This is a genomic window from Bacillus sp. FSL R10-2780, from assembly GCF_038006125.1.
Classification (GTDB): Bacteria; Bacillota; Bacilli; order Bacillales; family Bacillaceae_G; genus Bacillus_A; species Bacillus_A cereus_U.
In genome coordinates this window covers 886,452-902,263 of the sequence record NZ_JBBOUQ010000001.1, presented here as the reverse complement: position 1 = coordinate 902,263, position 15,812 = coordinate 886,452, and the positions used below count along the sequence as shown (strand labels likewise).

The window sequence follows — 15,812 nt, the reverse complement described above, 5'->3', positions numbered from 1 at the left end:
ACTATCAGTATTTCCAAGTTTGATAGACCATTTTCATCTACTTCAAAGTTTTTGCACCAGAACCTCTTGGATAGCCCTGACTGAAAGAGGCTGTGCAGTATGTTTATACTTTGATAAGAATACATTTTTTAATTCTTTCCCCGGAGCATATTTGTTATCTCTAATTTCCATATACTTCTCAAGATCATTCAATGCAATTGGGGTAATCCATACAGAATCTTCTTTGTTTCCTTTTCGTATTACATCAATTAGTCTTTCTTTTAAGTTTATATCTTCCATACGAAGATCGGCCAATTCACTTACACGAATACCACTACCAAGAAAGAGAGAGAGAATAGCTACATCACGCTCTTTATCTCTTAGGAAATAGAACAACTGATGTTTTGTTAAAGCTTTTTCATGTTCAAACTTAACATAATTTAAAAATTCTTGATCGTCATCATTATGGAATATTTTAGATCTCATACGCTTCGCACGGGCGTTTAATGTTTCTTTATCTTTATGTATTTCAATTTTAGCCATTACATTTCTATAAAAATAGCATTCTCCATCTTCATCTTCTGAAAGGGAAGTAAGATACTTAAATAAAGATTTTAAAGCTGAAATTTTTCTGTTAACAGAGGAATTTTGCATGTTTTGTTGTAGTTTTAGAAACCTCATAAAGTTCTCAATATCTTTTTTCCTTAAATTCTCCAAATCAGAGAAAGATATGTCTTTAATGGGCTTAAATTCAATAATTTGTTCAGATAATAGCCAATTAAAGAAGACTCTAAAATCATATACATAATTCAGTAGGGTGGAGGGAGAGGCATCATGCAATTCTTTGTACTCCACAAATTCTTCTATGTAAAATGGCATTTCATTTAAATTTTCGTATAATTTTTTACGATGTACGGATTTTGCAGTTCTATAAAAAGGAGAGTTTTTACCACTCTCTTCTTATTGTTTGATTACTGCATATTTAATGTTTCAATATACTCATATTGAACTATTTATAACCACTTCATACATCTACAAGTAATTTATTTTTTCAAATAAAACGACTGCAAAATATACACTAAAAGTAGATTTTGCAGTCGCTTTATGTTTACTAAAGTATTTTTTAATATTTTCTCAATGACTATTGAAATAAATAATACTAGGTTCACTTACAAAATATTTGTATTCTTTCACCAATAATAAAACATCATACTTTCCTATAATTTCACAGATGGAATAACGTATTTTTAAAACCTTTCTCTTGAACATTCTTTTAGTTGTTCCATAGCAATCTTTCACGCATGTTCCTCACTATCTATCAAAGTCAATCCTTGTGATATATAACTCCAAAATTCATAACCACAATCCTCCATCCATCTATAGGCTTCTGTTGTATATAGACCATCTTTTCTTTTAATGATTTGAACCTTATAGTTTTTACTTGGAGAAAAAAACTCTTGTATAACCTGCTCCATTTATGAAATATCCTCCTTAAATCTATGGTAAAATCCCCTTAAATATAGTTCCATTGAGAGGTTGTTCGTAATGAAATTCAATAAATACACAGTAATGCTTATTTTTCTAGCTATTGGCTCAAATTTCGCATTATCTATGTGGCTCCAACAAGGACTTTTAGGTGTCGTCACTGCTATTTTTCTCTTGTTAATCGCTGCATGGACTACAAAACGACCTAACACAGACAACCAGCATAAATAAGCAAGTGGACCTTTATAATGTAAGTAGCAAAAATATGTCTAATTAAATTTTATTATATTTCTCAATGAACAATATAACTTAACATGGTAAAATAATATTTGGATGGGAGTCCATACATATTATTAAAATTTAGATGGTTCAAGTCGAAGCAAGACACCTTAGGGTGCATAGCCATCAACTTAAGAAAATGAATAAAATAATAAAATTAGGGCACCCTTTCATGCAGTACTGCATGAAAGGGTGTTTTAATTTATGTCTACAAACAACAACATATTAGTTGAGGAATTACGCATATTGGGTAAAGAATTTCGAAATAAATTTTCTATCCATCACTTACAAGAACTTGCGTATCAAACAGGTATGATTCAACGAAAACGAAAATTTCAGGCACAAGACCTTGTATCACTCTGTGTATTTTTGGGTCAAACAATCAGTTCTGAGTCTTTAGTTAGTCTCTGCACAAAATTAAATGAAGCCACAGGAACTTGTATCTCAGCCGAAGCGCTTAATAAGCGTTGGAATACACGAACTGTGGTATTCCTTAAAAAGTTATTTCTGTATGCCTTCCGGCAAAAAGTTTGTTCCGCCACATCATTATCCAGTCTCTTTACACGAATCCGTATTTTAGATTCGACATCCTTTCAACTACCTTCTTCCTATGCCGAAATTTATAAAGGCTTTGGGGGTGGAGGTTCTGAGGCTGGTGTGAAGATTCAATTGGAATATGAGCTACTTTCAGGAGAGTTTCTAGGCATGACGGTAGATCACGCTACTAGTAACGACGCAAAATATGGGCAAGAACGCACGAAGACCTTACAAAATGGAGATCTTGTACTTCGCGATCTTGGATATCATGATATTGGTGGATTTAGAGAATATCTCACTACGCGAGGCTTACTATATATCTAGAATTCGTTGGAACACGCAAGTGTACCAAAAGGGTGAAGATGGGAAATGGATTTTATTACATATAGAAACCTTAACGAAGAAATTACAAGAAGGAGAGACGCTAGAATTGCCAGAGGTATATATCGGATTGAAGCACAAGCATCGAACTCGACTCATCTTATACCGTTTAACACAAAACGAATGGGATAAACGGTTGATACATCATAAAAAAATGAAAAAAAAGATGCCTAAAGCTGCAAGTTGCGTAAACTTATTAGTTACCAACGCTCCTTCAGAAATATTGCCAGCCACAGAGGTTTACGCTTTTTATTCTTTACGATGGCAAGTAGAAATTGTATTCAAAACATGGAAATCTATATTTAGCATTCATGTAAACAAACGGATGAAACTAGAACGGTTTCAATGTCACTTATATGGCCAACTCTTGCGATTATGTCTAGTCGCAAGCACGACCTATCAAATGCGGAGACTTTTATGGGAGAAACATAGAAAAGAAATGAGTGAGCTTACATGCGCTTATATGGTGCAAATCTATCTAAAAAAATACACACCACACTTTTTTGTACTTTCCAACATCCTGTTTCAGTGCTTAGCAGGCTCTTTCAAGATATTAGTAAGAATGGGAAAAAAGCGCGGCGGTACCGAAAAACAACGCCGTTTGAAATCCTAGGCTTAATAGAGATATCAACGGAGCAACTTCCAGTGGCTTCATAAAATATGAACCAAGGGAAGTTCTATTTGAGTATGCCCAAAATACAGGATTTTACTCAATGATTGTAAAAAAAGTTGATGACTATGCTCTTATATGGGTGTCTTTTCTTTATGTGTATTATTTATTATCCGATTCATCAGTTTTATTATAAACATATTTGACTTCTCCAAAAAGATCACCAGTATCCCATTCGCAATCATAATGGGCACATCCTAAAGGATCGCCTTCATCTCGACCTCTTAAAGGTTTACCGTTATCTATATCTGGGTGTTCTTTTTTAATGTATGTATCCAATTTAATAGCTATTGCACTGAGTTTTTCCATTTTTCATTTTTCTTTTAATCGTATTAGTTATTGATTTTAATTGAGGCATGTTAACCTTTCTTTCGATTATTTTCATAAATGCTTCTTGAAATTCATGGGCCTCATCAATGATGGTAACTCCTATATCAGTCTTTAATGTTGGCTCATGTGCTGTATCGGAGTCTAAGTCATTAAATAAGGATTGAATTAGTTGTCCATGATTAGTTATTACTAATTGAACGAACATGAGGTTTGATATAAATAATTGGATCATTCACATTATATTTACTATTTCTATTAAAATACAAATTTATTATCATTTCTCTTATCTAGGGATACGTATTGATTAATAAATTAAAAGCACCTAAAAAATTTTCCTTTGCAATATAAGCCATCGAAAAAAAATTACCATCGGAAAAGATTCCCTACGGTAATTTTTTATAAGGGATTAGAGCTCTATAGCCCATTATCATTTCAAATTCGTCCTTTTCTAAACATCTTTTTCCAAATCTATAGATGTGCCTCCTGCCAAATCCAAATTGCAGTTCTATATTTGATATATTTATTTCACTCTTCCTTTATTGCAAACAAAAGTATTACAGAATTTACGATACGGGAAAGCCCACGCAGGACTTTAGTCCGTCTTTAGACGTGGGATGCAAGTATCGTTTTTGCGTAGCAAAACAAGGTATACTTTATTCATAGTCATGCAAAAGACTCTAAAACGACTGTTCTCTGAAAACAGAATACATATGAGGTTGGGGTAGCAAATTCTTCTACTCCGTAAAATGTATTAAGTCGTCATGCAAAAGACTCTAAAACATTTGAGAACCAACAATCTGTACGGTATGGTCACAGTACCGTAGCCCACGAACCTATATGGTCTGTTGTGGGAGTGGTGATGGCACACCGCAATCTTGCACGTCAGCGATACCAGAAATGGACTTCGCCTTTGGTAGCAAGAATCCCACTGATGTTAGTCAGCTGGCCCCTTTAGGGGTGGGAGTGTCAAATCCTAACTCTTCTAATGATACAAGGGAGATTTATCCTCTATAAACCTAATTCTTCTCCCCAAATTGAAACTTTTTCAAGATGATATGCTAATAATTCGCAACCAGAACGGTTATTGAATATTCTTCGTAACTGAGTATGCAGCCCCTTTTCTAATGTTCTCTGCAAATACGCCATTTTATAAAGATCAATTGGAGCTGTTTTAAATTCAATCCCATTCTTCTGCATTTGTTTTGTATATAAATTCACACAATGCGTGCGAATCTCTTCTGCATTGCTCTGCCAATCTTTTCTAAATCCTAATAATATTTCGACTAAAACAACCATATCAAACCAGACGGGTCCGTATTTAATAGACTCCCAATCGATAAACTGAATATTCCATGGAGCATCTAGTGTCACATTATTACTACATATATTTTGCATATGAAGGTCTCCATGTGTTATAGATGAACCGTTTTCAAATAATTCCGGAAAAAAATCCGGTCCCTTCTGACACAGTTTTATTAGCGATTTATGATAGGGTTTAATGGTCTCACTTACCCTATCGTCTTGCACTGCATCATCGAGAAAAGTAATCGTTCTTCCAATGTATTTAGATCGACCACTTCTCATTTTGCTTGATTCATAAATGGGGAGCCATTCATTCCAAATATTTTTATATTTTTTCAAATTGTCTTCAAATGTGTGTGCGTGAAGTTTGGCAACAGTGGGGATAATATGTTCTAAATGTTTTGGGGAGAAAGTAATCTGGCCGCGTACTTGCTGGACAAACTCCATGAATATCCAGGTTTCAGTTCCTTTTTTTTCAATATAATATATTTGAGGAAGAAACTCTTTCAATATCGGATACGCTTTTTCATATACTTGAATCTCTACTTCATTTCTGTAGCTTGTTGAATTATATACTTTTAAAATAATGGGATAGTTTTTCATTTTTTTTCGAAGAAATAATTTGTAGATACTAGTTCTTGTTGTTGATTTCAGACATTCAATTTTAGCAGGATCTATTGCTACCCTTTCACCCATTGAATAAGAGATTTTATCTGAAATTCTAAACTTCTTTAAATAATAGGATAATTCTTTTGCTTCATACAATGATTTCATTCCTTTCATTTTCATTTTCGTTTCCATGCATTCCTCAAATGAGACCATGCGCTTCTAATAAATGGCATCGGATCGTCCCACGCAAAAAGAGCGAACTCTTTTTTTCCTCGCAAGCCTTCATAAAAATCTTGCCATGTCATTTCAGCTCTTTTTTTCTTGTCACGGAACGTTAAATAATACCGCACAAGATAAATCCATTTGATACCGTCTCTTTGTTTAAGTCTTGGCGCTGGGTTTTGCTTGGTTAGATATAAATAATACATATAAGCAAAATCGATGCCTGCAGATTCTGTTAGGCTATGAGTTAACCAAAAACGGGGATTGATTTCAATAAACTTATAAACATCATCTCGCGGGTCCTTTTTAAACTCTGCCATGCCAATACCTTTAAGTTGTATTTTTTTAAAAAGAGGTAAACATACATCCACTAGTTCTGGAATCTGTTTACTAACAATATGAGCTCCTGTTCCAAAGTCAGCTGGAAATTGATGGTTCTTTTGCAAAGAAAATAATGCTAATAGCTCCATATTGTCGTCATAAAAAGTAGCCACTTTATAAAAATGCTGATTGTCTCCAGGAATGATTTCCTGAGCGATGAGCTTTCCATGCTGACGGTACAATTCATACTCATTTCTTAGTTGATCTGGATCTTTTATAAATATAGCCTTTTTATTTATTTTTTTTCGAAACTTATGGCCCAAAGTCGGCTTTAATATACATGGAAAACCGAGGTTCAATATTGCTTCTTCTAACTGTCCTTTATGTTCAATCACATATGTTTTCGGGCATGGAATATTATGCTTCACAGCCAGTTCATACATTTTATGTTTATCTAGTATTGTTTCAATTAATGAATGCTCAGGAAACAAAAATAAATAGTAGTCAGACAGCTCCGCTCGATATTTTGAAATAAATACCACATAATCATCCGCACCTGTACACAAAACTGGTTTCAATTTTAATTCTTTAGCCAAGTGGATTAAAAAAGTTAATAATTCCTTTTCTTCCGATAAAGGACTTGGACATACTCCACATGAAGCAAGGCGTGATCTCCCTATCTTATAAGGCCCCTCTACATCAAACGCATAAACTTTAATTCCTTTTCTCGCTAAACTTCTAATAATTCCAACTCCATTGGCACTTAAGTCCAGTACAACTGCACTGTGTTCATGATACATAGAATCCTTCCTCACTTAAATATCTTTGTAGATTTTTTCGATATGAGCTATCATTGTCTCTCTAGTTAAATATTTTTTAGCGAAGTTTCTGGCATTTTCACCTAACTTCTCCCGATCTTGCTGGTTTTCAATAACGAACTTTAATGCGTGTTTTAGTTTATTTACATCTCCTACATCTACTAGAATACCTGTCTTCTCGTGATGCACTAATTCAGGTATTCCTCCCGATGTTGTCGAAATGACACAAGCTCCACTATGCATGGCCTCAATAATAGAAATAGGCAGACTATCATTTAGAGTTGGAAGTACAAAAATATCGGTTTTACTTAAAATGTTTGGTACATCATCTCTTTCCCCTAAAAACTCCACCATGGAAAGATTCAAAGAAGCAACTTGCTTTTCTAACGCATCTCTCATCTCGCCATCTCCGACAATAAGCACCTTAATGTTTTCAGTATATTTCCTTTCCATCTGTGAAAGTGCATCAAATAATACTTTATGACCTTTTCTTGGTCCTAATCTCGCCACACATGTAATAACGATTTTTTTCTGTGCCAATGTATTTTTTACATCATACTTCTCAGGATAATCAATACCCGTAAGCACAGTTGTCATTTCCTCTTGCTTAGCCCCCAGTTGCATTAACGGTTGACGAAATGAATCACTGAGAATAATAAGATGATTGGCAAATTCAATAGCTTTACTTTCTAATGTTTTATAATAGGCTTCTTCTAGTGAATCTTTTTCAAATATACCAAATTTCACCCGGTTAAAAGTAAACATCCCATGGGGTGTAAATAGCAAAGGTTTCTTATAAAGTCGATTGATTCTTCCCAATATATTGGCTGTAAACAAATCTTGCGCATGAAAAACATCATATTTTTTTAAGTTGATATTTTTAAGCAACATCATTTCGTAGATATACATACGTCTGCAATTTCTCAAAATCGTGGTATTATAGCTTCCATAACGTGCAGAAAAGAAATTTTTCAATTCTGGAACAACCTTTTTACGCATGTTTCTTACTTCGCTCGTAAGAAATTGATTAGGAGATATAATATCGACTTTATGGCCCAATTTTTTTAAACCTTCTCTAAGTGCTGTAATATAATTAGATAACCCCCCCGTATGAGGATAATCCCAAAACGTAGCAATTAATATAGAAAGTCTTCTTTTCTTTGAAGTCACCTTTGGCTTTGCATTTACATATCGTTCTCTCGTTGCATCTTTCTTTTTGGGTGATGAAGGTGAATGCATTCCAAAATATTTATCCATCGCTTCGATTAAATAGGAATACGGAAACATACTCTCATTTCTCATTGCCAGATCCTCCTTATCACTTCGAACGCTTCAGCGTATGGTACGCCAATCGTCATACCCCTAACCCTTCCTAAATGCTGAACGCCTTCATACGAACGAGGATGAGGAAAATCTCTCATTTCTACATCATAATGTTTGAGCGCCGCAATCTTTGAATCCATTTGATCTGTAATATTAACAAAATAATTAGGTTTGAAAACTTTATCATTTGTATAGACATTCCACTCACTAGAGGAAACCGTTTCAAACGTAATTAATTCTATCGGATTTCGTTTAGGTAGAGGTCGCGTTGCGGTCAAAACCGCTTGAAAGGTAATTAGATGATCAATGTTGACATCTCCATAATGGTGGGTGAAAATTTTACTTGGTTTATAATTCTGTATTAATTGTTCTAATTCTTTCGTTAATTGATGCAACGGAATTAATTCCAATTCTAAATTAGGATGATTGAGGAATATCACTTCTTCAATACCAATTTCTTTATTTGCATCCTTGCCTAGTTGATGTATCCGATCCGCTTCCTCCCTTCTTCCTGAAGCAATAATTATTGAAATAACCCGATGGCCATTCTCCACTAATCTTTTTAAAGTCCCTCCAGATCCTAATAACTCATCATCTGGGTGAGCACCAATAACTAAAACACACTCTCTCATAACTCTTATCCCTCCCTATACGACCTAATCCTAATGTATGAATGATGCTACAAAAAGAAACTGGCATTAGCGGAAATACCGCTTCATTGTTTGCCATCTTTTCATACCCTTGCCAGTCTATCTCCGCCCTAACTTCTTTACTCCCCCAACAATTTTATGATATAAGGGGTACTACCCCATGCCCATCAACTTAAGAAAATAGATTCACCCCAAAACGAAAAAATGAGCTTTTCTGTTAAAAGTTAGCACAAAATTTCGTTCTGGGGGTATTTGTTTTTCTTAGCTTGATAGCAATGTGGCGGTACCCCACATCCATCAACTTAACGTAGTTTTTTATTATCTTTTATAGATGTTATAAAAGTAGGCACATCAAATAAACCCTGACGGGTTTCAAATTTTTCGCTATGCTACCTGATGGGCAGAAGTGGTATACTCATACACAACACCTAAAATATCAAAGACTGTTTTTTTCTCATATCTGTGAGATTTTCGTCCGTTTCGCTGTAGGAGGTTAAACAGACGAAGGAGAATCTTTGATAATTCTTGGGTGTTTTTATGTAGTGCTTGATGAAAAAGTAAGAAATAATCTTTAATTATGTACATCGCTTTATATTCACTTAGTTCTTTCTGTTTCTTACGTAACAGGAGTTCTCTCATTTTAAACATAGTAGAAGAACATAATAGGATACTAATGAGTTGTCCATAAAGGTGGCATTCTAATCGCTCTTGTTTAATAGATTTACAACGATGAATTCGAAACCAAGATTTCCATATTTTAAATAACAGCTCAATTTGCCAACGCAGTGAATATAAATCATAGATTTTCTCTTTCGGTACCCATTCCGTAGGAATGTTTGTCATATATACCGTAATTCCTTGTAAAAGTTTCGTACGCTCTGTATATGTAATCCCTTTTTTCTTTTCACGAATAGCTCGATCATGTAGACGTTTCTGTTTTTGCTCCTCTGTACATCTATAAACCACAATGCGAGTGGGTAGTTTGTCTTTGCTCCCTACATATACATCATGTAATTCATACACTTGGCCAGGTTGTAATTGGTTCATGATGTCTTCCAAATGAATTTGTATATATACCGGTCTCAATTGAGCAGGTTTTGTTTTAAATACCACTGTTTCGAATTCTTTTCTATATATTTTAGTTGGTAATTTAAGACGCGATAAATAATACCCTTCCTTATCTTGGATCGATTTAAAGTCTTGTAAACGAAAATACCCTAAGTCACGAATATATAGTTCATTCTTTTGTGTCATGTCCATTCGAGTCGCCCCATATGCCTGATCACTTCGTTTTCCTGGTTCAATTTTCACATCAGAAAACTCTCCACTCAACAAGTCATACTCTAATTGAATTTTCACACCAGCTGTATGACTACAGCCTCCGGCACCAGGATAAGTAGCTGCGAATCGATCTGGAACTTGAAAGGTTGTAGAATCAAGGATGCGAATCCGCTCAAAGTAAGCAGAAAGAGAATGAGAAATTGTAGATGATCCTCCAATTTTAGCTTGTAGAAGTGTAGTAAATACATTTCGAAAGAAGGCTACAGAAGCCGAGTTAAATCGTCGATTCAGTCCCTCAGGACTTAATAAAATTCCTGTTGAAGTTTCTAATTGACTACAAAGTTGAGTAAGAGAGGTTGTAGCGATTTGTTGATTTAACCATACACACAAAGATAAAAAATGGTGCCCATGGCACTTACGTTTTCGTTTCATTCCACCTGCTTCTATAGCTAATTGATTAAGTGTAGCGGGAGACATATATCGATATAACTCTTCGGCAAATAAAGACAGCTCTTGTTTTTGATGCATATTCATAAAAAGCACGTCACCCTTTCTCATTAACATAAGAGAATAGTAACGTGCTTTTAAGTTTAAGAATAGTCTAAATCCTTAAGTTGATGGATGTGGGGTACTACCCCATGCCCATCAAGCTAACCGAGTAAATTACTAGATATGAAACGATCCTTGTTTTAAAACTAGCAATTGATAGAAAAGTAGGCATGCTAAAGAAGCCTATTAAAACGTGATTTTTTCGCTAGGCAGCTTGTCTATGCTTCACCGTCGTTTTATACACAATCCCTAGAATATCAAAGACGGTCATCTTCTTATACCGATGACATTTACGACCATTCTTTTTGAGCAACAGATAAAGACGATGCAGAATTTTTAAAAGTTCTTCTGTGCCAGCGGCTATCGCTTGAAACAGTAAAGGAAAGTAATCTTTAATCATATAAATCGCTTTGTATTCACTCAGTTCCTGCTTTGTCTTTTCAAGCAGAAACTGTCGTATTTGAAACATCGTAGAAGAACAGAGAAGAATGCCGATGAGTTGTCCATATAAATGACACTCTAGGCGTTCTCTTTTAATATTTTTACATTCATCAATTTCAAAAAATGACTTCCACGTTTTAAACAAAATTTCAATCTTCTATTCTTATTTTTCTACTTTACTTATGTAATGGTTTAGACTAATGAATAGTTTTTATTTAGAAAAAGCAAATGTACCTACTGTTAAAATAAAGAGGAGAAAACTTAATAAACCGTAGCGTTCATGTAATCTCTAGGAGTGTAAACAATGAAGTTTTTCAAAAAAACAATCAATTTCCTTAATAAACTAAAGAACAAATGGAAAGAAGATGATTATGAAGGCATATCTGATTATGAGAGGGAACTTATAGAAAAAATTCCAACCCAAAATCTATATGGACTAATAGGGATGGTTATGGGTGGAGTTTCATTTATATTCGGTTACGCATTTGTAATCATGCCCATATTCACAATTATTTTTTGTATAGTAACTTTCTTTACTTTTGACAAGGAAAAAGAAGATAATCCTATGACTTTCGTTGTGGGTATTATGTTGTCACTGTTGAGTATATGTATGTATATTCAGGGAGACTCTCACCAAATAGAACTATAAATAGCTGATAACAATGAATATATTAATGTGTCCCTTCAGAAGTACCGGAGGGGCTTTTCAGTTTATATGTGCCAATCTATTGAAAATGTTATCAAAAATGTAAGCGAAAAGTTATAAAATCCGACTAATGGCTATTCCTAAAATAAGAAACCACTTATACAATTTAAATCCCTTTTACTTTACGTAAAATTCGCTCAACTACTCGGGATATACCAAATGAATTTTGTAAATAATAAGATCGTTAAACAAGAAATTGAGGAGGACTTGTATGCTAAATCATAACAAAGCTAAAGAAAATTCGGGTTCTATTTTGAAACCTGATTTTGTTGGAACTGATGCAAACAAAGTAAAGCAAGAAATCCAAAAAGATGTAAGTGAAGGACAAGGGGCAATGACTTCCCGAGAGGCAGGGGCAATGCGAGATTAAGAAAACACCTTGAGTGGTTCTGTTATTCTTCTGCTTCAAAATTTCAATTTGTAATTAAGTTTAAGACAAAAAGGAATTTCCTTTATTGAAAATTTTTATTCATTTGTTATAACATAAAAAAGGAATTGAGTGGTTCAGGCTCAATTCCTTTAGTGAAGCCTTTTATAAACGAATACATTTGTAAGAGAATCCGGCTTTGTGTAGGGTTCTTTTACTTTGCTTGCAACAGGAAATATAGAACCTTATATACCATTTTTCTTATTTTGGGGGTATTTGCCTTTATTAGCTTGATGACGATGGGGGTACTGCCCGCAAAAAGAGAGAGAAAATAATCTTGTATTAAGATTTACATATATATTTATTCATTTTTATAATGAATTTTACAAGGGAATAATTAAGAAGCCAAATGAAAGTTTCAATATAAAAACGTTATACACAAGATAATCTGTTTTTTATCGATGTTCCGCCCATCTATCATAAACAGAAGAACGTATATTTTTCACATAGTTCAGAAAATCTTGTGATAGTCCAAATTTCTTAAACCCTTTTAACAACTTCGTAGGAACCTCACTATTTGAAGTAAAAGCTCTTTTATGGTCAATGACTTTTAACTGACCTTCTTCATTTATTAACACATGTCTTACTTCCGTGTCCCACCTAGTAAATCCAATCTTTTTTAATTCATCCAACATTATTAATATCCTTTCAGTTAGTTCTTCTGTAATTTGTTTTTCTTTTTTCAAGTGACGTGCAAGTGAAATTCCTTGTATATACTCCATGATAATATAATTTTCTCCATATCCATAAAGTCTTGGAATAATAGGTGATGATTGCCCAATTACTAGAGCTCTCAACTCTTTTTTTTGAGTTTCTTCCAGGAAAAATATTTTTACGCATTTATCATGGCTTAATTGGTATACTTCTCCATCTTTTCCGTCTCCAATGAGCTTATATTCCACTAAATCTTTTCTACTTATTTTTCTTTTATTAAAGTATTTGTTCATTTTATATCTCCTTAATAAGTATTTCTTAATTTTGCAGTAGTCCCATCTCACATTCTATGATTCATCACTTACATATGTAACCTAGACCAGCATGTATTTTTATTTGAATAACTATTTTTGTAATGTTTTTTGTATCAAGATTTTTAAAAACAATTTCATATCAAGATGTTACTTTCTCTTTAAAGATAATATTTTGCTTTTGATTTCAGACCACTAAGATCTCTTTTATATTTTTTAAATTTTATCTGAACCCATTCGCTAATCTCATGTTTCGAAAAACTATAATTATTACCTTTCTGTATAATGTGAACTCGTCACTTTCACTATGATTAGGTATAAGGTGTGATCTCAATCTATATTTATTTGAGCATTTTAATATAATGAATTAAAGGTTTTTAATAAAATGCTCATTCATTGGAAACGTACATATAATAATCATAGTCACCTCAGTATTAGTTGTTGAGTACCTTTTAAAGTACTCTTTATTTTTCAAAGGTACTCAACATTTTCATAAAACAAACATATATTTACAGAGATACGGCATAGGTCTTATATAGACATGTACAATTTTTGTACATGTTTTTTCATTTCAATATTAAATAAGGATTTTGTTGGTCAGCCTCTCCATTACCAATATTTACATGAATACATCCTTATAGTTTTTTGATATTTAACAAATAAAGTTAGGGCGTATGATATTTGCTTCATAATTATTTTTTCTTCTTACCCTTCATATGAAAGTACATATTTTAACATGAGCTGAATACATGTGTTCTTTCTATTTATTACTAAATAACAATTTTATTGATTTCCTTGAACTTTTAAACGCGACAAACATATAATATTCCATCACGTTTATAGACTTCCTTTTTCAAGAGTACATATTAAATATGTACTCTTTTTCTTTTGTTATTGGGACAAAGCTATTCCATGCATTTATTAGCTAAAAAATTCTTCTTTGAATGATTAACTGTAAAATTCTCCATTCGCATAACCCTAAAATTTGAAATCGTACTATGATAACAAAAGAGGCATTCTATGTTTTGAAGTACATTTACAAGGAGGAATATTACATGACAGTAATCACTAAACTTAAACAAACTATTGCTGGATTAAAGAGTGCTCAAGCATGCCTAGAAGGATTTGTTCTTGATACTGATAACAAGCAAGCAAAACAATTATATATAGGTGCAGCACAACAAACTCAAGAAATTATTGAATCTTTAAATCCTCGACTTCAGCAAATTGAACAGGAAGAGCCTCAGTATAAGTAAAAACATAATATCGTTCATATGGAAGCGTGCTGAGATTAGATAACAATTATCAAAATGATGATTACAATTAATAGGTCTCACCACATCACTATTAAGATAAGAGAAACAAGTGTCCCAAAACGAAAAAATGCTTAAGTTGATAGATGTGGTGTACAAACACATCGCTATCAACTTAAGCTCATACAATGTCAATTATAGTAGAGATTGTTTCTTTTTTTAAAGGGTATGTGTAGAGAAATTAAAGATTTGTATGTGAAATAAAACTTATCGGGTTTCATTTTTTGAATTAGGCCGCTTGATTATGAGACATGATACAATTGTAAACGACACCTAATATATCAAAGACTGTTTCCTTCTCATACCGATGGGATTTTCGCTCGTTTTGCTGTAGGAGGTTGAACAGACGAATTAGAATCTTTGATAGCTCTTGGGTGTCTTTCTGTATAGCTTGGAAAAGAAGAAGAAAGTAATCTTTAATCATATATATTGCCTTATATTCACTCAGTTCTCGTTTCTTTTTCATAAGAAGTAATTGCCGCATTTGAAACATGGTAGAAGAACAGAGTAGAATGGCAATCAGTTGCCCATACAAATGGCATTCCGATCGTTCTCTTTTTATCTTTTTACAATGATGAATATGAAAAAAATGATTAGTAGGTTACTTAATTCCCGATTTCAGAAGTTGACTTTTGTCTTAGTTTAAATGATTGGTATTGTTACTAAACCTAATAATACGGAAATTTGACTTATATTCAAGTAGATGTATGCCTGTGTTGTCAGTATGGAACCACACATCATGTTCTTTCGGTAACCGAAGGAAGCTATCTATAATTTTTGTAATCACTCCTCCATGGGAAACAATTGCAATTCGTTTGTACTGTTTCCCCCTTTCTCTAACAGCTGCAAGGATGTTCTCAGCACGTAATCTAAAGTCTAGTTTACTCTCTCTATTCTGCATTTCACATAACTCAGTTAGATACTCTACAGGGCATTTAACAGCATTATTCAAAATTTCAGTAGATTGAGTTGCTCTCAATAGAGTACTCGACCAAATAAGTTCTGGAGAGAGTTCCTTTGATATATAACTAGACATTTTTTCAACTTGTTCCAATCCCCTTTTTGTTAACTGTAAATCAGTAGATCCTTTATAACCCTCTTCTAAAAAATCATCTTCAGATTTTCCATGACGAATTAGTAGGATTTGCATCCATTTCACCTCTTTAGATATTTGTCCTTTCTTCTCTAACTTAGACAAACCTGATTGGAATCCTTTAAGTATCC

12 protein-coding genes and 4 pseudogenes are annotated in these 15,812 nt (G+C 33.5%); 4 read left to right on the top strand and 12 right to left on the bottom strand.

The genetic code is table 11. The annotated features are described in order from the left end of the window. Positions 1 to 57: 57 nt before the first annotated feature. Together xerS and NSQ47_RS04735 are read right to left on the bottom strand one after the other, a co-directional pair. A pseudogene (xerS, locus tag NSQ47_RS04740) lies at positions 58 to 900 on the bottom strand (tyrosine recombinase XerS); the annotation flags it as partial. Positions 901 to 1,274: 374 nt separating this feature from the next. Continuing rightward, positions 1,275 to 1,454 (bottom strand): hypothetical protein, encoded by a 180-nt coding sequence (locus NSQ47_RS04735; protein ID WP_215581418.1) that lies wholly within the window; start codon positions 1,452 to 1,454, stop codon positions 1,275 to 1,277. Positions 1,455 to 1,947: 493 nt separating this feature from the next. Between NSQ47_RS04735 and NSQ47_RS04730 the strand changes: the two are divergent. Continuing rightward, positions 1,948 to 3,274, top strand: a pseudogene (locus NSQ47_RS04730) (IS4 family transposase). A 159-nt stretch (positions 3,275 to 3,433) separates the two neighbouring features. Here NSQ47_RS04730 and NSQ47_RS04725 read toward each other — a convergent pair. The 7 genes and pseudogenes from NSQ47_RS04725 to NSQ47_RS04695 form a co-directional block, all read right to left on the bottom strand. Further along, positions 3,434 to 3,640 carry a hypothetical protein gene (locus NSQ47_RS04725; protein WP_002158174.1) on the bottom strand — a complete coding sequence of 69 codons (207 nt, stop codon included), beginning with the start codon at positions 3,638 to 3,640 and terminating at the stop codon, positions 3,434 to 3,436. A gap of 1,029 nt (positions 3,641 to 4,669) precedes the next feature. Continuing rightward, positions 4,670 to 5,764 (bottom strand): phosphotransferase, encoded by a 1,095-nt coding sequence (locus NSQ47_RS04720; RefSeq protein WP_078175229.1) that lies wholly within the window; start codon positions 5,762 to 5,764, stop codon positions 4,670 to 4,672. Continuing rightward, positions 5,749 to 6,915 (bottom strand): carboxylate--amine ligase, encoded by a 1,167-nt coding sequence (locus tag NSQ47_RS04715; RefSeq protein WP_128283606.1) that lies wholly within the window; start codon positions 6,913 to 6,915, stop codon positions 5,749 to 5,751. The genes NSQ47_RS04720 and NSQ47_RS04715 overlap by 16 nt, the downstream gene beginning before the upstream one ends. A 15-nt stretch (positions 6,916 to 6,930) precedes the next feature. Next, positions 6,931 to 8,235 (bottom strand): glycosyltransferase family 4 protein, encoded by a 1,305-nt coding sequence (locus NSQ47_RS04710; protein ID WP_002158178.1) that lies wholly within the window; start codon positions 8,233 to 8,235, stop codon positions 6,931 to 6,933. After that, a complete protein-coding gene (locus NSQ47_RS04705) occupies positions 8,232 to 8,888 on the bottom strand; it encodes a PIG-L deacetylase family protein (protein ID WP_002158179.1) in 657 nt (218 codons plus the stop codon). Before NSQ47_RS04705 ends, NSQ47_RS04710 begins: the two co-directional genes overlap by 4 nt. 402 nt (positions 8,889 to 9,290) lie before the next feature. After that, complete coding sequence (locus NSQ47_RS04700) at positions 9,291 to 10,721, bottom strand: IS4-like element ISBce2 family transposase (protein WP_080019313.1); 1,431 nt, start codon at positions 10,719 to 10,721, stop codon at positions 9,291 to 9,293. Positions 10,722 to 10,941: 220 nt separating this feature from the next. Continuing rightward, positions 10,942 to 11,334, bottom strand: a pseudogene (locus NSQ47_RS04695) (IS4 family transposase); the annotation flags it as partial. Positions 11,335 to 11,481: 147 nt separating this feature from the next. Between NSQ47_RS04695 and NSQ47_RS04690 the strand changes: the two are divergent. Together NSQ47_RS04690 and NSQ47_RS04685 are read left to right on the top strand one after the other, a co-directional pair. Further along, entirely contained in the window at positions 11,482 to 11,826 is a 345-nt protein-coding gene (locus NSQ47_RS04690; protein WP_002158180.1) for a DNA translocase FtsK 4TM domain-containing protein, read from the top strand. 268 nt (positions 11,827 to 12,094) lie between these two features. Continuing rightward, the gene (locus NSQ47_RS04685; protein ID WP_002158183.1) at positions 12,095 to 12,253 is read left to right on the top strand and encodes a hypothetical protein; all 159 of its coding nucleotides are present in this window, start codon (positions 12,095 to 12,097) and stop codon (positions 12,251 to 12,253) included. A gap of 452 nt (positions 12,254 to 12,705) precedes the next feature. Here the strand turns inward: NSQ47_RS04685 and NSQ47_RS04680 are convergent, their stop codons facing one another. Beyond that, the gene (locus NSQ47_RS04680) at positions 12,706 to 13,257 is read right to left on the bottom strand and encodes an AarF/UbiB family protein (RefSeq protein WP_002158184.1); all 552 of its coding nucleotides are present in this window, start codon (positions 13,255 to 13,257) and stop codon (positions 12,706 to 12,708) included. A gap of 1,073 nt (positions 13,258 to 14,330) precedes the next feature. Between NSQ47_RS04680 and NSQ47_RS04675 the strand changes: the two genes are divergently transcribed. Continuing rightward, positions 14,331 to 14,531 carry a DUF1657 domain-containing protein gene (locus NSQ47_RS04675; protein ID WP_070142656.1) on the top strand — a complete coding sequence of 67 codons (201 nt, stop codon included), beginning with the start codon at positions 14,331 to 14,333 and terminating at the stop codon, positions 14,529 to 14,531. A 286-nt stretch (positions 14,532 to 14,817) separates the two neighbouring features. On the opposite strand, the pseudogene NSQ47_RS04670 reads toward NSQ47_RS04675, so the two are convergent. After that, positions 14,818 to 15,177, bottom strand: a pseudogene (locus NSQ47_RS04670) (IS4 family transposase); the annotation flags it as partial. Between the two features lie 48 nt (positions 15,178 to 15,225). Next, positions 15,226 to 15,738: a histidine phosphatase family protein gene (locus tag NSQ47_RS04665; RefSeq protein WP_252198753.1), complete on the bottom strand. Its 513-nt coding sequence runs from the start codon at positions 15,736 to 15,738 to the stop codon at positions 15,226 to 15,228. Between the last annotated feature and the right edge of the window lie 74 nt (positions 15,739 to 15,812).